Below are 16,118 nucleotides of genomic sequence, written 5' to 3'. Positions count from 1 at the left end.
CTCGCTGCCGTTGTGATGGAGTGCAGAAGGACCTGCTTGTCTATATTGTCTTTTCCGGCTGGTCTTTCGTGCTGCCAACTCTCTAAACCCTTGGCCCTGCTTTTGTTGGGCGTTTGCTTCGTTTCCTCATCGCCATCCCATTGTTGCCCATGCTGATCCCGCCGCCACTTTCGCTGTATGTGCACTTGCCTTGGTGCGTGCGTAAGTGTCCTTACTGTGATTTCAACTCTCACCAGGTCAAGGGGGCCTTACCATTCGACGCTTATGTCAATGCATTGATTCGTGACCTGGAGTACGACTTACCTCTGGTTTGGGGGCGTGTTGTGCACAGTGTGTTCTTCGGTGGCGGCACGCCCAGCCTCTTCCCGCCAGATGCGATTGACCGTTTTCTGCAGACGGCCGCGGCGCTGCTTTGTTTTGCTCCGGATGCTGAAATCACTCTGGAAACCAACCCAGGGACTGCCGAATATGGTTGTTTCGATCGCTATCTTGCGGCCGGAGTGAATCGGTTGAGCTTCGGTATCCAGAGCTTTGACGATGCTGCACTGCGGCGATTGGGCCGGATTCATGACAGTGCCCAGGCTGAGCACGTGGTGAAGCTGGCACAGGATGCCGGTTTTACTAACATCAACCTGGATTTGATGTACGCGCTGCCAGAGCAGACCTTGGCTGAGGTCGAGCACGACCTGCAGCGTGCATTCGCCCTGGCTCCTACCCACCTCTCGCATTATCAGCTCACGCTTGAACCCAATACCGCTTTCTACGCTCGCCCGCCGCAGGGCATTCCCGACGAAGATGCGGCGTGGGAGATGCAGGAACATGGCCAGTGTTTGCTTGCTGAAGCGGGTTACCATCATTACGAGATCAGCGCTTACGCACGTGAGGGCTGGCAGTGCAGGCACAATCTGAACTACTGGCGCTTTGGCGACTACCTCGGTATCGGTGCTGGTGCCTATGGCAAGATCAGTTCTGGAGTGGCGCAGCATGTATTGCGACGCTGGAAATGTAAGCATCCGCATACCTATTTGGACAGCGCTGGCACTATCTCTGCGATCGGTGGTGATGAGATTGTTCCCACTGCGCGCCTTCCTTTCGAATATATGCTCAATCTGTTACGCCTGCGCGAAGGGTTTCAAATGCGGGATTTTGCTGTACGCACCGGACTCACGGTTGCAGCAATTAATGCGCCGTTGGTTGAGGCCGCTGCGCGCGGTTGGTTGCGATGTGAGCTTGAACAAGTCATCCCGACCGAGTTGGGATTGCGCTTTGCCAACGATGTCATCAACTTATTCCATTAATGTAATGAGCGGTGCGTGGCCTCTTTGTCGGAAACGTGCTAGAAATGTGCGTTTCATCAACTTAATTGCCTCGGATGTTGGCAGAATCGCTCAGCAAAACTTCCAGCTTACACGCCAATATGGCGTTGTCCCCCCGTGCTCATGTGCTGTTGCAGGGTGTGCTGAATTGCTGCCTGGATGGTTTGGGTTCAGCATTGATGAACACTTTAATCGAGCTAGAGCAGGATTTGTTCCAGCTTGCTGAGCGCGCGCGCAGTACTCAAGAACAGGTTGAGCTGTATGCTGAGATGAAACGCCTGCGTGACCGTAGAGAAAGCTTCGTGCCTTGCTTCTGCGAAGGGTTGGTGCGTGCCTTTGTCGAACTGAAAATGCCACGTGAAGATATGGTAGTACCGCCGCCTATGGCGACTCCTGCGCTGACCCTAGTTGAAAACAGCGACATTGACAGGGATATCTTGCTACATGACATTGCGCGCCGCGAGAGCGTACGCCACGTGGATGCACTCCAGCTGCTTGGCCAGCGTTTGGCGGTATTGGCAGCAATGCCGGCATTCAAGCCCGAGCAGATGCCCTTGGGACCACATGTGCTATGCCGAATCTTGCGCGACTGTGGAGAGACGTTGGGATTGAACCTGAACGCACAATTGACACTGTACCGCGCTTTCGAATGTAAGGGCATGGAAAGCTACGGTCACGTGCTTGAGTGTGCTAACCGTTTGCTTGATCAAGCTGGTATCTTGCCCGGATTGGTTTATCTGCCCTACATGGCGCGTTCACGCCATGTGTCCGGCAATCCTGCCAGCACGGTGACGTTCTCGACTGACTGGCCCACCGCGACGATGACTCCAAGTTGGAGCCAGGTCACCCCGCAGCACGTAAGTTTCGCACCGCTGCCTATATTTGCCGATCAGCAGGTCCCGCTGCCAGCTGGACCCGGGGTTTCCAATATCACGAATGGATCTGGTGTCGATATTGAAGTGGGGACCGATACAGCATTCCCAGTGGGCATTGATCTGAACCAGAGGTCTGATGCGTTACAGGCCCATATGCCGACTTTCGTACCTCTTCCACCAGGGATTCATCTCAACCGGCAGTGTAGTGCGATGTCGAGTGCTTTTCATGGGTACACGAGTAGCCATGTCGTCACGTTTCCGTCTGGCACAGACATGAGATATTCAGGTGCGTCTCAGGCCCGGACACCGCTGCCCTTGTCTGCATCGCATCTGCCAAACACGAACTTGAATCAGTTGCTCAGCGCGTTACAGACTCGTACGTCTGCCACTCCTCCGCGAGGCGCTGCTTGGCGCAGTTTGAGTGAGCTACGTCAGCAAGTGCTGACCAGCCTGCGTGCCCAATATGGGCCGGAGGCTGCGTTGTCGGCACAGGATGAGAATGTTTTCGAACTGATTGACGTGCTGTACAGCGAGATTGAACGCGAGGTACGTGGCAGCAGCCCTGCTGCGGATTTGCTGACCCGGTTGCAGGTGCCCGTAGTGCGTGCGGCATTGCAGGATCCCAGGTTCTTCGTCCGCGATCAGCATCCAGCACGCGAGCTCCTCAATGCTGTTGCCGAATCCGGTGCCACTTGGCTCGGCGAGGAAGAGGTCGATCCGCAATTGCTGCAACGGCTCAAAAGCGCCGTGGACAAGGTGCTGCATGAATATCAGGGCGACGAAGCGGTGTTCGTTCAAGCGTACCAGGACATCCAGGCCGGCTATCGTGCACAGGCGCGTAAGGCAGAGGTCACTGAGCGTCGCTATATCGAGGCCGCACGTGGTAAAGAGCGGTTGGAGCTGGCTAAGCGCCGTGCCACTGAAACCATTGATCGGTTGTGTGCCCTCGCTCCGCCGCCCCGTTTTGTGATGACTCTGTTGCGTCAGGCATGGTTAGACGTATTGACACTGAGCTTGTTGCGCCAAGGAGAGGAGTCGCCGCAATGGCAGGAACGTGAAGCATTGACCGAGCGGATCTGTGCGATCACTCGCACCCCAGCCGGCGGTGCAAGTGATGTGGTGTTGGGCGAGCACATCGAGCACGCGTTGCGCCAAGTCGGTTATCGCAATGAGGAGGCCAGTGCGATCGCACGCCGTTTATCTACACCAGGCGGTGAGGACGAATTGATCTCCCGCACCGAATTGACCGCTCGACTGAAGCGTCACACTAGGCTTGGTGAGCAGGTTGAACCAGCACCCTTGCAGGACACTATGCCGCCCCGCAACACTGTTGAGGAGACGTGTTATGCACAGTTACGCACACTGCCGTTTGGTACCTGGTTTGAATTTGTGATTAACCAGCAAGGCGACGTGCGTCGCCAGCGCTTGTGTTGGTACAGCCCAGTCACAGACCACGCGTTGCTCGTCAACCCGCGTGGGCAAAAGACTAGCGAACATACGCTGGACACGCTAGCACGGCTGTTCGCAAACGGTCAGATACGTATCGTCACTGAAGAGGATGAGCGGCTTATTGACCGTGCGTGGAGTGCAACCCTGCGCACGCTGCGTCAACTAGTTGGTGTGCGAGATACTCTCGAAGAAGTCCCTGCATGATTCATGAATCCCGCCGAACGTTGCGTCGTCAAGTATCCGAGGGCATCAACGTGCTCGATATGGTTGCTGAGCAAATGATCGGCCAGCTCAGCAATATTTCCGAAAATGGCATGCTTCTCTTGTCCCCTGCGTCTTTGGTTGACAATGCGTTGTACCAGTTGCGTTTTCAACTGTCTGACCTGCAAGGGCGGCTGCTACAGATAGACGTTGGCGTGCATCTGCTATGGTCCAGGCCAGCACGCGGGTTTGGGCAGCTATGGGCTGGCTTCCGCTTCCTGACGGTGTCCGATGAACATCGTCAGTACGTACGCCGCTGGGTCAATGCTGGGCATTGACATGGTGTTACCGAGGCTGAGGTTCTGGTGAACAACGTGGAAGAGGGACCATCGTGATTTGCCCTTGTATGCTGTCGATCTCAGACGAAGTAGTCGGTCGCGCATACCAATGCGTCGATATTTTCAGGTTCAAATGCGGAATGACCTGCAGCTGGAGTGATCTTCAAACTGGCTTTCGGCCAAGCTTTGTGCAGGTCCCATGCATTCTGAAGGGGGCAGACGACGTCGTAGCGACCATGCACGATGACACCCGGAATGTTGGCAATGCGGTGTGCATCGCGTAACAATTGGTCTTCGACCTCAAAAAAGCCGCCATTCACAAAATAGTGGTTCTCAATCCTGGCGAATGCCAGTGCAAAGTGCGGATTTTCGTGGCTGGCAATGAAATCGTGGTCCATGTATAAAAAGCTGGTTGCCCCTTCCCAGAGGCTCCATGCCTGAGCTGCAGCCAAGCGCACGGCTTCATCGCTACTGGTCAGACGGCGATGGAAGGCCGAGATCAAGTCGTGGCGTTCCACGGGCGGGATCGCTGCAAGGTAGCGTTCCCAGGCGTCTGGAAACAGACGACTGGCTCCCTCTTGATAGAACCATTCCAGTTCCCAGCGGCGCAGCATGAAGATGCCGCGCAACACCAGTTCTGTCGTTTGCTCAGGATGGGTTTGGGCGTAAGCCAGCGCCAGAGTTGATCCCCAACTGCCTCCGAACACTTGCCAACGCGTAATCCCTAATGCGATGCGTAGTTTCTCGATGTCGGCGACCAGATCCCAGGTGGTGTTGTTGACTAGGTTGGCATGTGGCGTCGAACGTCCGGCACCGCGTTGGTCGAACAGGACGATGCGATATTTGCTTGGATCATGGAAACGCCGCATTTTGGTATTGCAGCCGCTGCCAGGGCCACCATGAAGGATCACCACTGGCTTGCCATGCGGATTGCCGCACTGCTCGTAGTAGAGCATGTGACGGTCGTCGACACACAACATGCCGTGCTCGAAAGGGCTTACCTCAGGGTACAGCGTACGCATAGACGATATCTGGTTAGGAAATTTAGGGGATGCATTACCAATCACTGTTTTCGATCATTGCCTCGGTTTCTGCTTGGTAACCGTAGGCCTTGGCGATGAAAGCGAAGTCAGCGGCGATGCAGTTGCGCGCTACGGTTTCAATCGCACTACCATGTTGTTCGAATACCAGGGTTAGCGCGTTAAATTCTTCGGTGGCTTCGTGAGTGAGCACATACAGCCCGTCCAAGTCTGCTGGACGTTGTGCCTCGATCTGTTCGCACAACCTTATGAGAATTCCGCGTGCGCGGTCAACCAGACCGTTCGGGAAATAAGGGTCCGCGTACATTTCACTGAGGAACGGATAATGGCGGACCTGTTCATCTTGGATTGGCACGGGAGGTTCTCGGGGGGGGGTGGGGGCAGCCGGACTGAGCGTCGGCTTGAAAATGGCGTGCATTGTATCGATTCGAGTGTGCGTGCGTGCTATTGCCGTCTTAGGAATATGGAGAGCGCCCCACGGTGATACGGTCACGTGCCTCCAGATCTTGTAAGGTTGTCACTGTCACTAGTCCCGCTGCACGTAGCAATACTCGCATGGTGGCACCTTGTTCCCATCCGTGCTCTAGCAGTAACCAGCCGCCTGGTCGCAGGTGTGCTGGCGCGCCTGCGGCGAGTGTGCGCAGTGCGTCCAGTCCGTCGGCACCAGAGACCAATGCCGATTGCGGTTCGAAGCGTAGGTCCCCCTGTGTTAAGTGTGGATCAGTGGCGGCGATGTATGGTGGATTGCTGACAATCAGGTCGAAGCGTTCCCCAATGAGCGGCGCATACCAGTCGCCTAGGCGAAAGACCACGTTATTCAGTCCATGTGCGGCGGCATTGGTTGCGGCAACGGTGAGTGCGGCTGCACTGGTATCGCTTGCTAACACATGCGCCTGTGGGCGTTCGGAAGCGATGGCCAGCGCAATTGCACCGCTACCGGTACCCAGGTCTGCCACGCATCGGTTTGGAGCACGGTCGAGCCGCTCCAGTGCCTGTTCGACCAAAGTTTCTGTTTCTGCACGAGGAATCAGAGTTGCCGGCGACACCACTAAATCAAGCGTCCAAAATCCACGCCGGCCAATCAGGTAAGCCACAGGGATGCCGTTAGCACGTTGCTCCACGAGGGCTTGAAATGTTTTAGTGGATGCAGCTCCCAGTGATGCGTGCCCATGCGTGAACAGCCAAGCCCGATTGCAGTCGAGTACGTGCAACAGCAATGCTTCTGCATCGACTCGCTCAATGCGTTCAGTGGCGGCGGCAAGCAGGGCTATCGGTGATTGCATTGACTGGACTCTGGAGCGAGGCGGGCTGCTTATTATCGGTGCTCGTTCCCATAACGGCATCGCTCAAGAAATATAGAAAATGAAGACGGCGACAGCGATAGCCCTGAAATAGCAGTTCCATTTCATGACTTAAAACACACATTTCATACATGCTTAAATCTGCGCACGCTGCTTTTCTGCTGATTGCCACGCCTGGTGCTTTGCGAAAATGTTCGCCGATTGCTAATAGGCGTGGGGATATTCTATTGCAAGTGTCTCTATTGCCTTAAGGAGTCACAGTGATAAAAAACTTTTTTAAACCGATTTTTTGCAATGACTGCTTCATCTCGGTAAGGCTAAATCGCTCCGTGTCTGGTTTCATTTATCTCCATGCGTAAACGGTGCGTTGTTATGTTATGGATGGCATGAATGACTCAAATTGGGATCGACATCGGTGATCAAAATGTGGTGAGTTTGGGCGTGCTTGACTGCTATAAATACGTTGGCACAGCAACTCATACATACTTTGATTTATATAACATTGTGATAGTATTTTCTAAGTTTTTAGGGGATCTATAAAGGAAAGTAAATGGTGGAAATACCTTTTTCTACATTGAAACACTGGATTGAAGACTTGATGGACATTGCAGTTAACGGAGTAATGAATAAAGACAGTATCCAGAGAAGTGCCAACATTGCGAAAAAATACCTTCCAGATATTGATTTTATGAGGAATGAAATAAATTCTGAGAAAGGTTATATCGAAATATCCAATGTGCCAATTGACAGAACAATCCCAGCGCCACCCTCTGATGGTTTCCCCCATCCTGATAAAAGCCATATTTCGGAACTGTGCTTACTTGGAGTCACATACGCGCTCGGTTTGAATCCTTTCTCCTATCAGGAAGAAAAACGTGGGGCCTTGGTGCATGACATTGCCCCGATTTCAGGAAACAAAACAAGCGTTTCTAGCAATGGTGTTATCAGTTTTGACTTTCATACCGATGGCGCATATCTTGAACGCCATATCCGTCCTCATACTTTATCTTTGCTTTGTTTAGTAGATACATCAGAGACGGGCACACGGCTTGCTTCTCTGCAAGAAGCATTGCAATTACTGAGGACAGAAGAGATCGATGCATTAATGTGTGATGATTATTATCACCTCCCTCCAGAAACCTTCCATGTCCAAGTGTCCAAGCGTCGATCATCCGTATTGGATAAAGTGGATGGTATGTATGAAGTCAAAGCGGCATTGCATCATTCCCATGGAATCACTCCGCTCGCATCCAATGCATTGAATTCACTACGTAGTGCGTTGCAGTGTGTTTCGATCGTCAAACGGTGGAAACCTGCAGACATCGTTATCTTCAGTAACCTGCGTTGTATGCATGGGCGTGGAGAAATCAAGGGGGAACGCTGGTTGCAACGATGTTATGGTTCCTATGTTTTTCCGTCTGGGACAGTTTTTCAATTGAATCAGTCATGATGATTTTAGGGTGATCAATGATTGTCGAAGTGTTTATAAGGGTATTTTTCTTAATATTTACCGCTGCACTTGGGTGGGGTGCTGGATATATTCTGAAATTAAGTTCAAGAGATATATCGTCCCTGTTGATCTATGTCATATCGCCATTTGTGATCTTCCTTTCTATATTACAATCTCCTGCGGATTGGACATATTTTAGATATTCATTGGTCGCATTGCTGACAGCATCCACCGCTGCTTTGCTTGCATACTGCCTGGCGCGAATGATATGGAAAGATGGCAGAGTCAATCTTTTTTCATTTGCAGCAGGGACAGGTAATACAGGGTATTTTGCATTGCCTCTTGCTTTTGCACTCTTTAATGAGCGACAAATTGCTATTGCGGTCTTTATCATCATTGGTGTCAATATCTATGAATTTACCGTTGGATATTTCATCACCGCAAAGGGAGCATTCAAAACAACAGAGAGTTTGAAAAGGATGATTCGGCTTCCCATACTTTATGCCATTATCCTTGGAATAATCTTTAAGAAGTTGCAAATTGATGTGGGAGCAACATTGCTATCTGCCATGTCCAACTTTAAAGGAGCTTATAGTGTTTTTGGAATGATGATGATAGGAGTTACGCTGGCGTCTTACCAAAAGATCCGGATTGACTGGGAGTTTTTAATGGCTGCTCTTGCTTGGAAACATGTGATCTATCCTGTTGTTGGAATATTTGTTTTCTACTTTATAACTCCTGTTTCTATCGAAACACTTGCAGTCATTGTCACGATGTTAGCGACACCTATGGCTGCCAATACGGTTGTGATTGCAAACAATCTGAATGTATATCCTGAGAAAGCGGCTTGTTCTGTCATGGTAAGCACGTTTCTGGCTATTGTGACAGTTCCTTTGGCAATCGTGTGGGTGACCAGTCTGTCTGGTTGAGATTTAGGGTCGGTGAGATTGCGCTGAAATTGGCTGTAGTCTGAGTGATCTGTGATTTTTTCTGTAACGGTTACGGGCGAGGTTATCCAGCTTCGCTGGTGTGAGATTGCCATATATCGAACGTTCCGATAAGTGGTCATAAGAACGAGCAGCGTATTCATCCCTGCCCATACGGAAATCGTTCTTAACTCTTAAGTATGAAACAGCAGTGCGATTGAGCGGCTGAATTCAGGTTGGGCTAGTGTAAAGGGGAGCAGTGGTAAGACCTCGGGATAGATCTGGAGACAGCACGCTATTTGTACAGAACTGCGACGATGGTTAGTAATTTTTGCCATGTTGAAGGAATGAGGGGTTAATCCTGAAAGCAAAGCCGCTTCAAAGTGAATCCCCGCAATGGGCTATGTTGGCCGCATTTGCATATCAAATTGATTGGAGAGTGTGATTGCGGATCCTGGGAGCGGGGAGGTTTTGTAATTAATCTTGGTGACATTGATTTTCGGGTTGCTTGTCATGTTGTATTGCGTGAGCATGTCGAAAAAATCACCTTCAGTTGTTCGAATATTGATTGTTATCAATATTAAAGTGATACGAATCTCAATATTAATTCTTTTCGATATTAGGTGATATCAATCTCAATATCTAAAAAAATAATTTAAAGAAATTGTTTTTATTCATTGGTAGGTGTTAGCTAATACGCGAGAAGGTTAGGTATCGTCTATTACAGATGTTGAAGCAAACAGTGTGAGTCGTTTCGTTGTTTTGTTGTGACCGTGAGTTAGGAAGCTTGAGTGATTGCCGTTTTTGTGCATTTCATCATGGTCAATATGTGTTTTTTCCAGGATAAAAAAACATTCCGTGGCTATTTACCAGGAGTAGCAGTCAATGAAAAAGAATCAGATTTACAATAAGTTCTGGAACCCCTTGTTGGGTCCGTGGAGTGTAGACTCGGAGTTGACTAATAGAGGTCGGAGTGATGTTGTTTTATGTCGTTCAGCCAAACAAAGCCGTGGCTTAGTGCTGGCAATTGGTCTTGTGCTCGCAAGCGTCGCACAGGCCAAATCCGTTGAAGGCGTTGCGATGGTCACTGGGGGTAACACCATAGTGGCTAATGTGCAGCAAGGCGTATCACTTGGTGTTAGTAGTAAGGCTGATAACGTTTTTAATGTTGTTGCCAAAGATGTTTTTAGAGGGTCTGCGGACGGTTTCTGGGACTTCTTGACCCGTACTCCGGTAGGTTGGAAAGCCACGGCTTACGGTACTAACAGCGTTGCGGTTGGTTACTCCTCTAAGGCTTTGGCGCTGAACGCTATAGCGCTTGGTTACAACAGTTTTGTTGGGCAGAGTGCACTTAACGGTGTAGCCCTTGGAAGCAACAGCAGCGTATTAGGTGTCAACTCGGTTGCGCTGGGTTCTGGTTCGGTTGCTACCGATCCCGAGGTGGTTTCTGTGGGGAGTGGTGATAGCCCGATTGGTCCGGCGGTGCGGCGCATCGTGAATGTGGGCGATGCTGTTAGCAGTAAGGATGCAGTCAACAAGTCACAGTTGGATAGTGTGGCGTCATCAGTGAATGGTGTGGCGTCAACGGTAAATGACGTCGCGTCATCGGTGAAGAACATCAACCGTTTGAGCCAAATCACTGGAAACGGTGCGGCGAGTGCTGGTACTCAGGACAGTGTTGCGATTGGTTCCGATGCGCAGGCCGTTGATAGCAGTGTTGCAGTGGGAGCCCGTTCCAGGGCTAACGTTGTTGGTACCACTGCGCTGGGTGTGGATAGTCATGCTTTTGGTATGAACAGTACAGCGCTGGGACTGCAAAGCAGTGCTATAAGCGAAAACAGTGCGTCGTTGGGTTACAACAGTTTTGTTGGGCAGAGTGCACTTAACGGTGTAGCCCTTGGAAGCAACAGCAGCGTATTAGGTGTCAATTCGGTTGCGCTGGGTTCTGGTTCGGTTGCTACCGATTCCGAGGTGGTTTCTGTGGGGAGTGGTGGTGAAGGGTCTGGTCCGGTGGTGCGGCGCATCGTGAATGTGGGCGATGCTGTTAGCAGTAAGGATGCAGTCAACAAGTCACAGTTGGATAGTGTGGTGTCATCAGTGAATGGTGTGGCGTCAACGGTAAATGACGTCGCGTCATCGGTGAAGAACATCAACCGTTTGAGCCAAATCACTGGAAACGGTGCGGCGAGTGCTGGTACTCAGGACAGTGTTGCGATTGGTTCCGATGCGCAGGCCGTTGATAGCAGTGTTGCAGTGGGAGCCCGTTCCAGGGCTAACGTTGTTGGTACCACTGCGCTGGGTGTGGATAGTCATGCTTTTGGTATGAACAGTACAGCGCTGGGACTGCAAAGCAGTGCTATAAGCGAAAACAGTGCGTCGTTGGGTTACAACAGTTTTGTTGGGCAGAGTGCACTTAACGGTGTAGCCCTTGGAAGCAACAGCAGCGTATTAGGTGTCAATTCGGTTGCGCTGGGTTCTGGTTCGGTTGCTACCGATTCCGAGGTGGTTTCTGTGGGGAGTGGTGCTGATGGGTCTGGTCCGGTGGTGCGGCGCATCGTGAATGTGGGCGATGCTGTTAGCAGTAAGGATGCAGTCAACAAGTCACAGTTGGATAGTGTGGCGTCATCAGTGAATGGTGTGGCGTCAACGGTAAATGACGTCGCGTCATCGGTGAAGAACATCAACCGTTTGAGCCAAATCACTGGAAACGGTGCGGCGAGTGCTGGTACTCAGGACAGTGTTGCGATTGGTTCCGATGCGCAGGCCGTTGATAGCAGTGTTGCAGTGGGAGCCCGTTCCAGGGCTAACGTTGTTGGTACCACTGCGCTGGGTGTGGATAGTCATGCTTTTGGTATGAACAGTACAGCGCTGGGACTGCAAAGCAGTGCTATAAGCGAAAACAGTGCGTCGTTGGGTTACAACAGTTTTGTTGGGCAGAGTGCACTTAACGGTGTAGCCCTTGGAAGCAACAGCAGCGTATTAGGTGTCAATTCGGTTGCGCTGGGTTCTGGTTCGGTTGCTACCGATTCCGAGGTGGTTTCTGTGGGGAGTGGTGCTGATGGGTCTGGTCCGGTGGTGCGGCGCATCGTGAATGTGGGCGATGCTGTTAGCAGTAAGGATGCAGTCAACAAGTCACAGTTGGATAGTGTGGCGTCATCAGTGAATGGTGTGGCGTCAACGGTAAATGACGTCGCGTCATCGGTGAAGAACATCAACCGTTTGAGCCAAATCACTGGAAACGGTGCGGCGAGTGCTGGTACTCAGGACAGTGTTGCGATTGGTTCCGATGCGCAGGCCGTTGATAGCAGTGTTGCAGTGGGAGCCCGTTCCAGGGCTAACGTTGTTGGTACCACTGCGCTGGGTGTGGATAGTCATGCTTTTGGTATGAACAGTACAGCGCTGGGACTGCAAAGCAGTGCTATAAGCGAAAACAGTGCGTCGTTGGGTTACAACAGTTTTGTTGGGCAGAGTGCACTTAACGGTGTAGCCCTTGGAAGCAACAGCAGCGTATTAGGTGTCAATTCGGTTGCGCTGGGTTCTGGTTCGGTTGCTACCGATTCCGAGGTGGTTTCTGTGGGGAGTGGTGCTGATGGGTCTGGTCCGGTGGTGCGGCGCATCGTGAATGTGGGCGATGCTGTTAGCAGTAAGGATGCAGTCAACAAGTCACAGTTGGATAGTGTGGCGTCATCAGTGAATGGTGTGGCGTCAACGGTAAATGACGTCGCGTCATCGGTGAAGAACATCAACCGTTTGAGCCAAATCACTGGAAACGGTGCGGCGAGTGCTGGTACTCAGGACAGTGTTGCGATTGGTTCCGATGCGCAGGCCGTTGATAGCAGTGTTGCAGTGGGAGCACATTCCAGGGCTAAGGCTGTTGGTTCTACTTCATTAGGTTTTAATAGCGATGCGCTGGGGATCGACAGTATAGCGCTGGGGCTTGGAAGCGGTGTCATAGCCGAACGCGGCGTGTCTGTGGGTTACAACAGTTTTGTTGGGCAGAATGCACTTAACGGTGTAGCTCTAGGGAGCAATAGCCTCGTATTACTAAATGGAGTCAACTCGGTTGCGCTGGGTTCTGGTTCGGTTGCTACCGATCCCGAGGTGGTTTCTGTGGGGAGTGGTGATAGCCCGATTGGTCCGGCGGTGCGGCGCATCGTGAATGTGGGCGATGCTGTTAGCAGTAAGGATGCAGTCAACAAGTCACAGTTGGATAGTGTGGCGTCATCAGTGAATGGTGTGGCGTCAACGGTAAATGACGTCGCGTCATCGGTGAAGAACATCAACCGTTTGAGCCAAATCACTGGAAACGGTGCGGCGAGTGCTGGTACTCAGGACAGTGTTGCGATTGGTTCCGATGCGCAGGCCGTTGATAGCAGTGTTGCAGTGGGAGCCCGTTCCAGGGCTAACGTTGTTGGTACCACTGCGCTGGGTGTGGATAGTCATGCTTTTGGTATGAACAGTACAGCGCTGGGACTGCAAAGCAGTGCTATAAGCGAAAACAGTGCGTCGTTGGGTTACAACAGTTTTGTTGGGCAGAGTGCACTTAACGGTGTAGCCCTTGGAAGCAACAGCAGCGTATTAGGTGTCAATTCGGTTGCGCTGGGTTCTGGTTCGGTTGCTACCGATTCCGAGGTGGTTTCTGTGGGGAGTGGTGGTGAAGGGTCTGGTCCGGTGGTGCGGCGCATCGTGAATGTGGGCGATGCTGTTAGCAGTAAGGATGCAGTCAACAAGTCACAGTTGGATAGTGTGGTGTCATCAGTGAATGGTGTGGCGTCAACGGTAAATGACGTCGCGTCATCGGTGAAGAACATCAACCGTTTGAGCCAAATCACTGGAAACGGTGCGGCGAGTGCTGGTACTCAGGACAGTGTTGCGATTGGTTCCGATGCGCAGGCCGTTGATAGCAGTGTTGCAGTGGGAGCCCGTTCCAGGGCTAACGTTGTTGGTACCACTGCGCTGGGTGTGGATAGTCATGCTTTTGGTATGAACAGTACAGCGCTGGGACTGCAAAGCAGTGCTATAAGCGAAAACAGTGCGTCGTTGGGTTACAACAGTTTTGTTGGGCAGAGTGCACTTAACGGTGTAGCCCTTGGAAGCAACAGCAGCGTATTAGGTGTCAATTCGGTTGCGCTGGGTTCTGGTTCGGTTGCTACCGATTCCGAGGTGGTTTCTGTGGGGAGTGGTGGTGAAGGGTCTGGTCCGGCGGTGCGGCGCATCGTGAATGTGGGCGATGCTGTTAGCAGTAAGGATGCAGTCAACAAGTCACAGTTGGATAGTGTGGTGTCATCAGTGAATGGTGTGGCGTCAACGGTAAATGACGTCGCGTCATCGGTGAAGAACATCAACCGTTTGAGCCAAATCACTGGAAACGGTGCGGCGAGTGCTGGTACTCAGGACAGTGTTGCGATTGGTTCCGATGCGCAGGCCGTTGATAGCAGTGTTGCAGTGGGAGCCCGTTCCAGGGCTAACGTTGTTGGTACCACTGCGCTGGGTGTGGATAGTCATGCTTTTGGTATGAACAGTACAGCGCTGGGACTGCAAAGCAGTGCTATAAGCGAAAACAGTGCGTCGTTGGGTTACAACAGTTTTGTTGGGCAGAGTGCACTTAACGGTGTAGCCCTTGGAAGCAACAGCAGCGTATTAGGTGTCAATTCGGTTGCGCTGGGTTCTGGTTCGGTTGCTACCGATTCCGAGGTGGTTTCTGTGGGGAGTGGTGGTGAAGGGTCTGGTCCGGTGGTGCGGCGCATCGTGAATGTGGGCGATGCTGTTAGCAGTAAGGATGCAGTCAACAAGTCACAGTTGGATAGTGTGGCGTCAACGGTAAATGACGTCGTGTCATCGGTGAAGAACATCAACCGTTTGAGCCAAATCACTGGAAACGGTGCGGCGAGTGCGGTTGGTGAGGACAGTGCTGCGATTGGTTCCGATGCGCAGGCCATTGGTAGCAGAAGTGTTGCAGTGGGAGCCCGTTCCAGGGCTAACGCTTTTGGTACCACTGCGTTGGGTGTGGATAGTCGTGCCACAGGGATCAGCAGTACGGCAGTTGGGCGCCAGACCAATACTCTCGGTGATCGCAGCGTGGCAGTGGGTTTCAACAGTTTCGTTCGTCAGAGTGGTGAGTACGGTGTTGCCCTGGGTACCGATGCCGGTGTGTCGGGAAAAGATTCCATCTCGTTGGGTCACGGTTCGCGTACTTATGAAGCCGAGGTGCTCTCGCTTGGTAGCGGTAACGGCCTCGGTGGTCCGGCGACACGCCGTATTGTTAATCTCAGTCCCGGCAATGTATCGTTGGGGAGCACTGAGGCGGTGAATGGCGGGCAGTTCTTCCAAGCCATAAGTAGCGTGGCAAGTATTTTGGGTGGTGGTGCGGCGGTGGGGGCGCAAGGGATGTTGATTGCGCCGGCCTATCAAATACAGGGGAGTAGTTACAGTACTGTGGGTGCGGCGTTAAAGGCGCTGGATGGTAAGGTCACCGATCTGGATAATCGTGTTGCTGGGCGTGGTGATGTTAATCACAGTGTTGCGGGGAGTGCTTCTGCGGGCACGGCCAGTGTTTCCACAGCGGCATTAACTTCTAGTGCGGTGGTTGCTAGAAATAATAAAGTTGCTTCTGGTGCTACAGTGTCTGATTCGAGTGCTGGTACCAATGCACTGACGTTGTCGAAAGGAAATGGTGTAACCCCCGCGGCTTCGGAGAATAACACCCAGAGTAGTGATGAGGTGCAGCTGAGTTCGATGGGCAGCGTGGGCAATGCGCGGCAGATCGTCACGATGGCCGCAGCGACGTTGCCAACCGACGGAGTGAATAAAGCGCAATTGGATAGTGGTATCTCGGCGGCCAATAGCTACACAGACGCGCGTATCTCGGCGTTGAACGATAGTTTCCAGAGCTTGCGTGGTGATTTGAATTGGCAGATGCGCCGGCAGGATCGTCGGATCAATCGGCAGGGAGCGATGAGTGCAGCGATGTTGAACATGGCGACCAGTGCCGCTGGAATCCGTACCCCAAATAGGCTTGGTGCTGGTGTTGGTTTCCAGAATGGTCAGTCAGCACTGTCGATTGGTTACCAGCATGCGTTCAGTGACAATAGTAATTTCACTATTGGTGGCGCGTTCAGTAGCAGTGATACCTCGGTGGGTGTTGGCGCGGGTTTTGGCTGGTGATGTGTATGCGCGGGCAGCGACTGTGCTGCCCGCGTTTTTTCTGTATTGTTGGTTCACT

At 52.1% G+C, this 16,118-nt stretch carries 9 protein-coding genes; 6 read left to right on the top strand and 3 right to left on the bottom strand.

The window, feature by feature from the left end; all coding sequences use genetic code 11:
• Nucleotides 1-143: 143 nt before the first annotated feature.
• From hemW to PLS229_RS07925, 3 genes are all read left to right on the top strand, one after another.
• Nucleotides 144-1,298 (top strand): radical SAM family heme chaperone HemW, encoded by a 1,155-nt coding sequence (gene hemW / locus PLS229_RS07935; protein ID WP_038271990.1) that lies wholly within the window; start codon nucleotides 144-146, stop codon nucleotides 1,296-1,298.
• 74 nt (nucleotides 1,299-1,372) lie between these two features.
• Nucleotides 1,373-3,844, top strand: a complete 2,472-nt coding sequence (locus PLS229_RS07930; protein ID WP_038271966.1) for a DUF1631 domain-containing protein — start codon at nucleotides 1,373-1,375, stop codon at nucleotides 3,842-3,844.
• Nucleotides 3,841-4,179 carry a PilZ domain-containing protein gene (locus PLS229_RS07925; RefSeq protein ID WP_038271968.1) on the top strand — a complete coding sequence of 113 codons (339 nt, stop codon included), beginning with the start codon at nucleotides 3,841-3,843 and terminating at the stop codon, nucleotides 4,177-4,179. Before PLS229_RS07930 ends, PLS229_RS07925 begins: the two co-directional genes overlap by 4 nt.
• A gap of 80 nt (nucleotides 4,180-4,259) precedes the next feature.
• Here PLS229_RS07925 and pip read toward each other — a convergent pair whose 3' ends face one another.
• The 3 genes from pip to prmC all read right to left on the bottom strand — a co-directional run bounded on the left by pip (nucleotide 4,260) and on the right by prmC (nucleotide 6,502).
• Nucleotides 4,260-5,201: a prolyl aminopeptidase gene (pip, locus tag PLS229_RS07920; protein ID WP_038271970.1), complete on the bottom strand. Its 942-nt coding sequence runs from the start codon at nucleotides 5,199-5,201 to the stop codon at nucleotides 4,260-4,262.
• Nucleotides 5,202-5,235: 34 nt separating this feature from the next.
• Nucleotides 5,236-5,574, bottom strand: coding sequence for a DUF5713 family protein (locus PLS229_RS07915; protein ID WP_038271972.1), 339 nt, complete (start codon nucleotides 5,572-5,574; stop codon nucleotides 5,236-5,238).
• A 100-nt stretch (nucleotides 5,575-5,674) separates the two neighbouring features.
• The gene (gene prmC, locus PLS229_RS07910; RefSeq protein WP_038273117.1) at nucleotides 5,675-6,502 is read right to left on the bottom strand and encodes a peptide chain release factor N(5)-glutamine methyltransferase; all 828 of its coding nucleotides are present in this window, start codon (nucleotides 6,500-6,502) and stop codon (nucleotides 5,675-5,677) included.
• A gap of 568 nt (nucleotides 6,503-7,070) precedes the next feature.
• On the opposite strand from prmC, the gene PLS229_RS07905 reads away from it, so the two are divergent.
• From PLS229_RS07905 to PLS229_RS07895, 3 genes are all read left to right on the top strand, one after another.
• Nucleotides 7,071-7,970: a TauD/TfdA family dioxygenase gene (locus PLS229_RS07905; RefSeq protein WP_230428227.1), complete on the top strand. Its 900-nt coding sequence runs from the start codon at nucleotides 7,071-7,073 to the stop codon at nucleotides 7,968-7,970.
• Nucleotides 7,971-7,987: 17 nt separating this feature from the next.
• The gene (locus PLS229_RS07900; protein ID WP_038273112.1) at nucleotides 7,988-8,899 is read left to right on the top strand and encodes an AEC family transporter; all 912 of its coding nucleotides are present in this window, start codon (nucleotides 7,988-7,990) and stop codon (nucleotides 8,897-8,899) included.
• An 882-nt stretch (nucleotides 8,900-9,781) separates the two neighbouring features.
• On the top strand, nucleotides 9,782-16,060 hold the full coding sequence (locus PLS229_RS07895; protein WP_114867165.1) for a YadA-like family protein: 6,279 nt from the start codon (nucleotides 9,782-9,784) through the stop codon (nucleotides 16,058-16,060).
• The last annotated feature ends 58 nt before the right edge of the window (nucleotides 16,061-16,118 follow it).

It is taken from the genome of Xylella taiwanensis, from assembly GCF_013177435.1.
Lineage (GTDB): Bacteria > Pseudomonadota > Gammaproteobacteria > Xanthomonadales > Xanthomonadaceae > Xylella > Xylella taiwanensis.
Note: the sequence above shows the minus strand (reverse complement) of the source record. Positions and strands in the feature narration are given on the sequence as shown.

Coding starts and splice junctions, on each gene's coding strand:
- PLS229_RS07930 (WP_038271966.1), top strand. CDS start 1,373: ATGTTGGCAGAATCGCTCAGCAAAACTTCCAGCTTACACGCCAATATG.
- PLS229_RS07925 (WP_038271968.1), top strand. CDS start 3,841: ATGATTCATGAATCCCGCCGAACGTTGCGTCGTCAAGTATCCGAGGGC.
- pip (WP_038271970.1), bottom strand. CDS start 5,201: ATGCGTACGCTGTACCCTGAGGTAAGCCCTTTCGAGCACGGCATGTTG.
- prmC (WP_038273117.1), bottom strand. CDS start 6,502: ATGCAATCACCGATAGCCCTGCTTGCCGCCGCCACTGAACGCATTGAG.
- PLS229_RS07905 (WP_230428227.1), top strand. CDS start 7,071: ATGGTGGAAATACCTTTTTCTACATTGAAACACTGGATTGAAGACTTG.
- PLS229_RS07900 (WP_038273112.1), top strand. CDS start 7,988: ATGATTGTCGAAGTGTTTATAAGGGTATTTTTCTTAATATTTACCGCT.
- PLS229_RS07895 (WP_114867165.1), top strand. CDS start 9,782: ATGAAAAAGAATCAGATTTACAATAAGTTCTGGAACCCCTTGTTGGGT.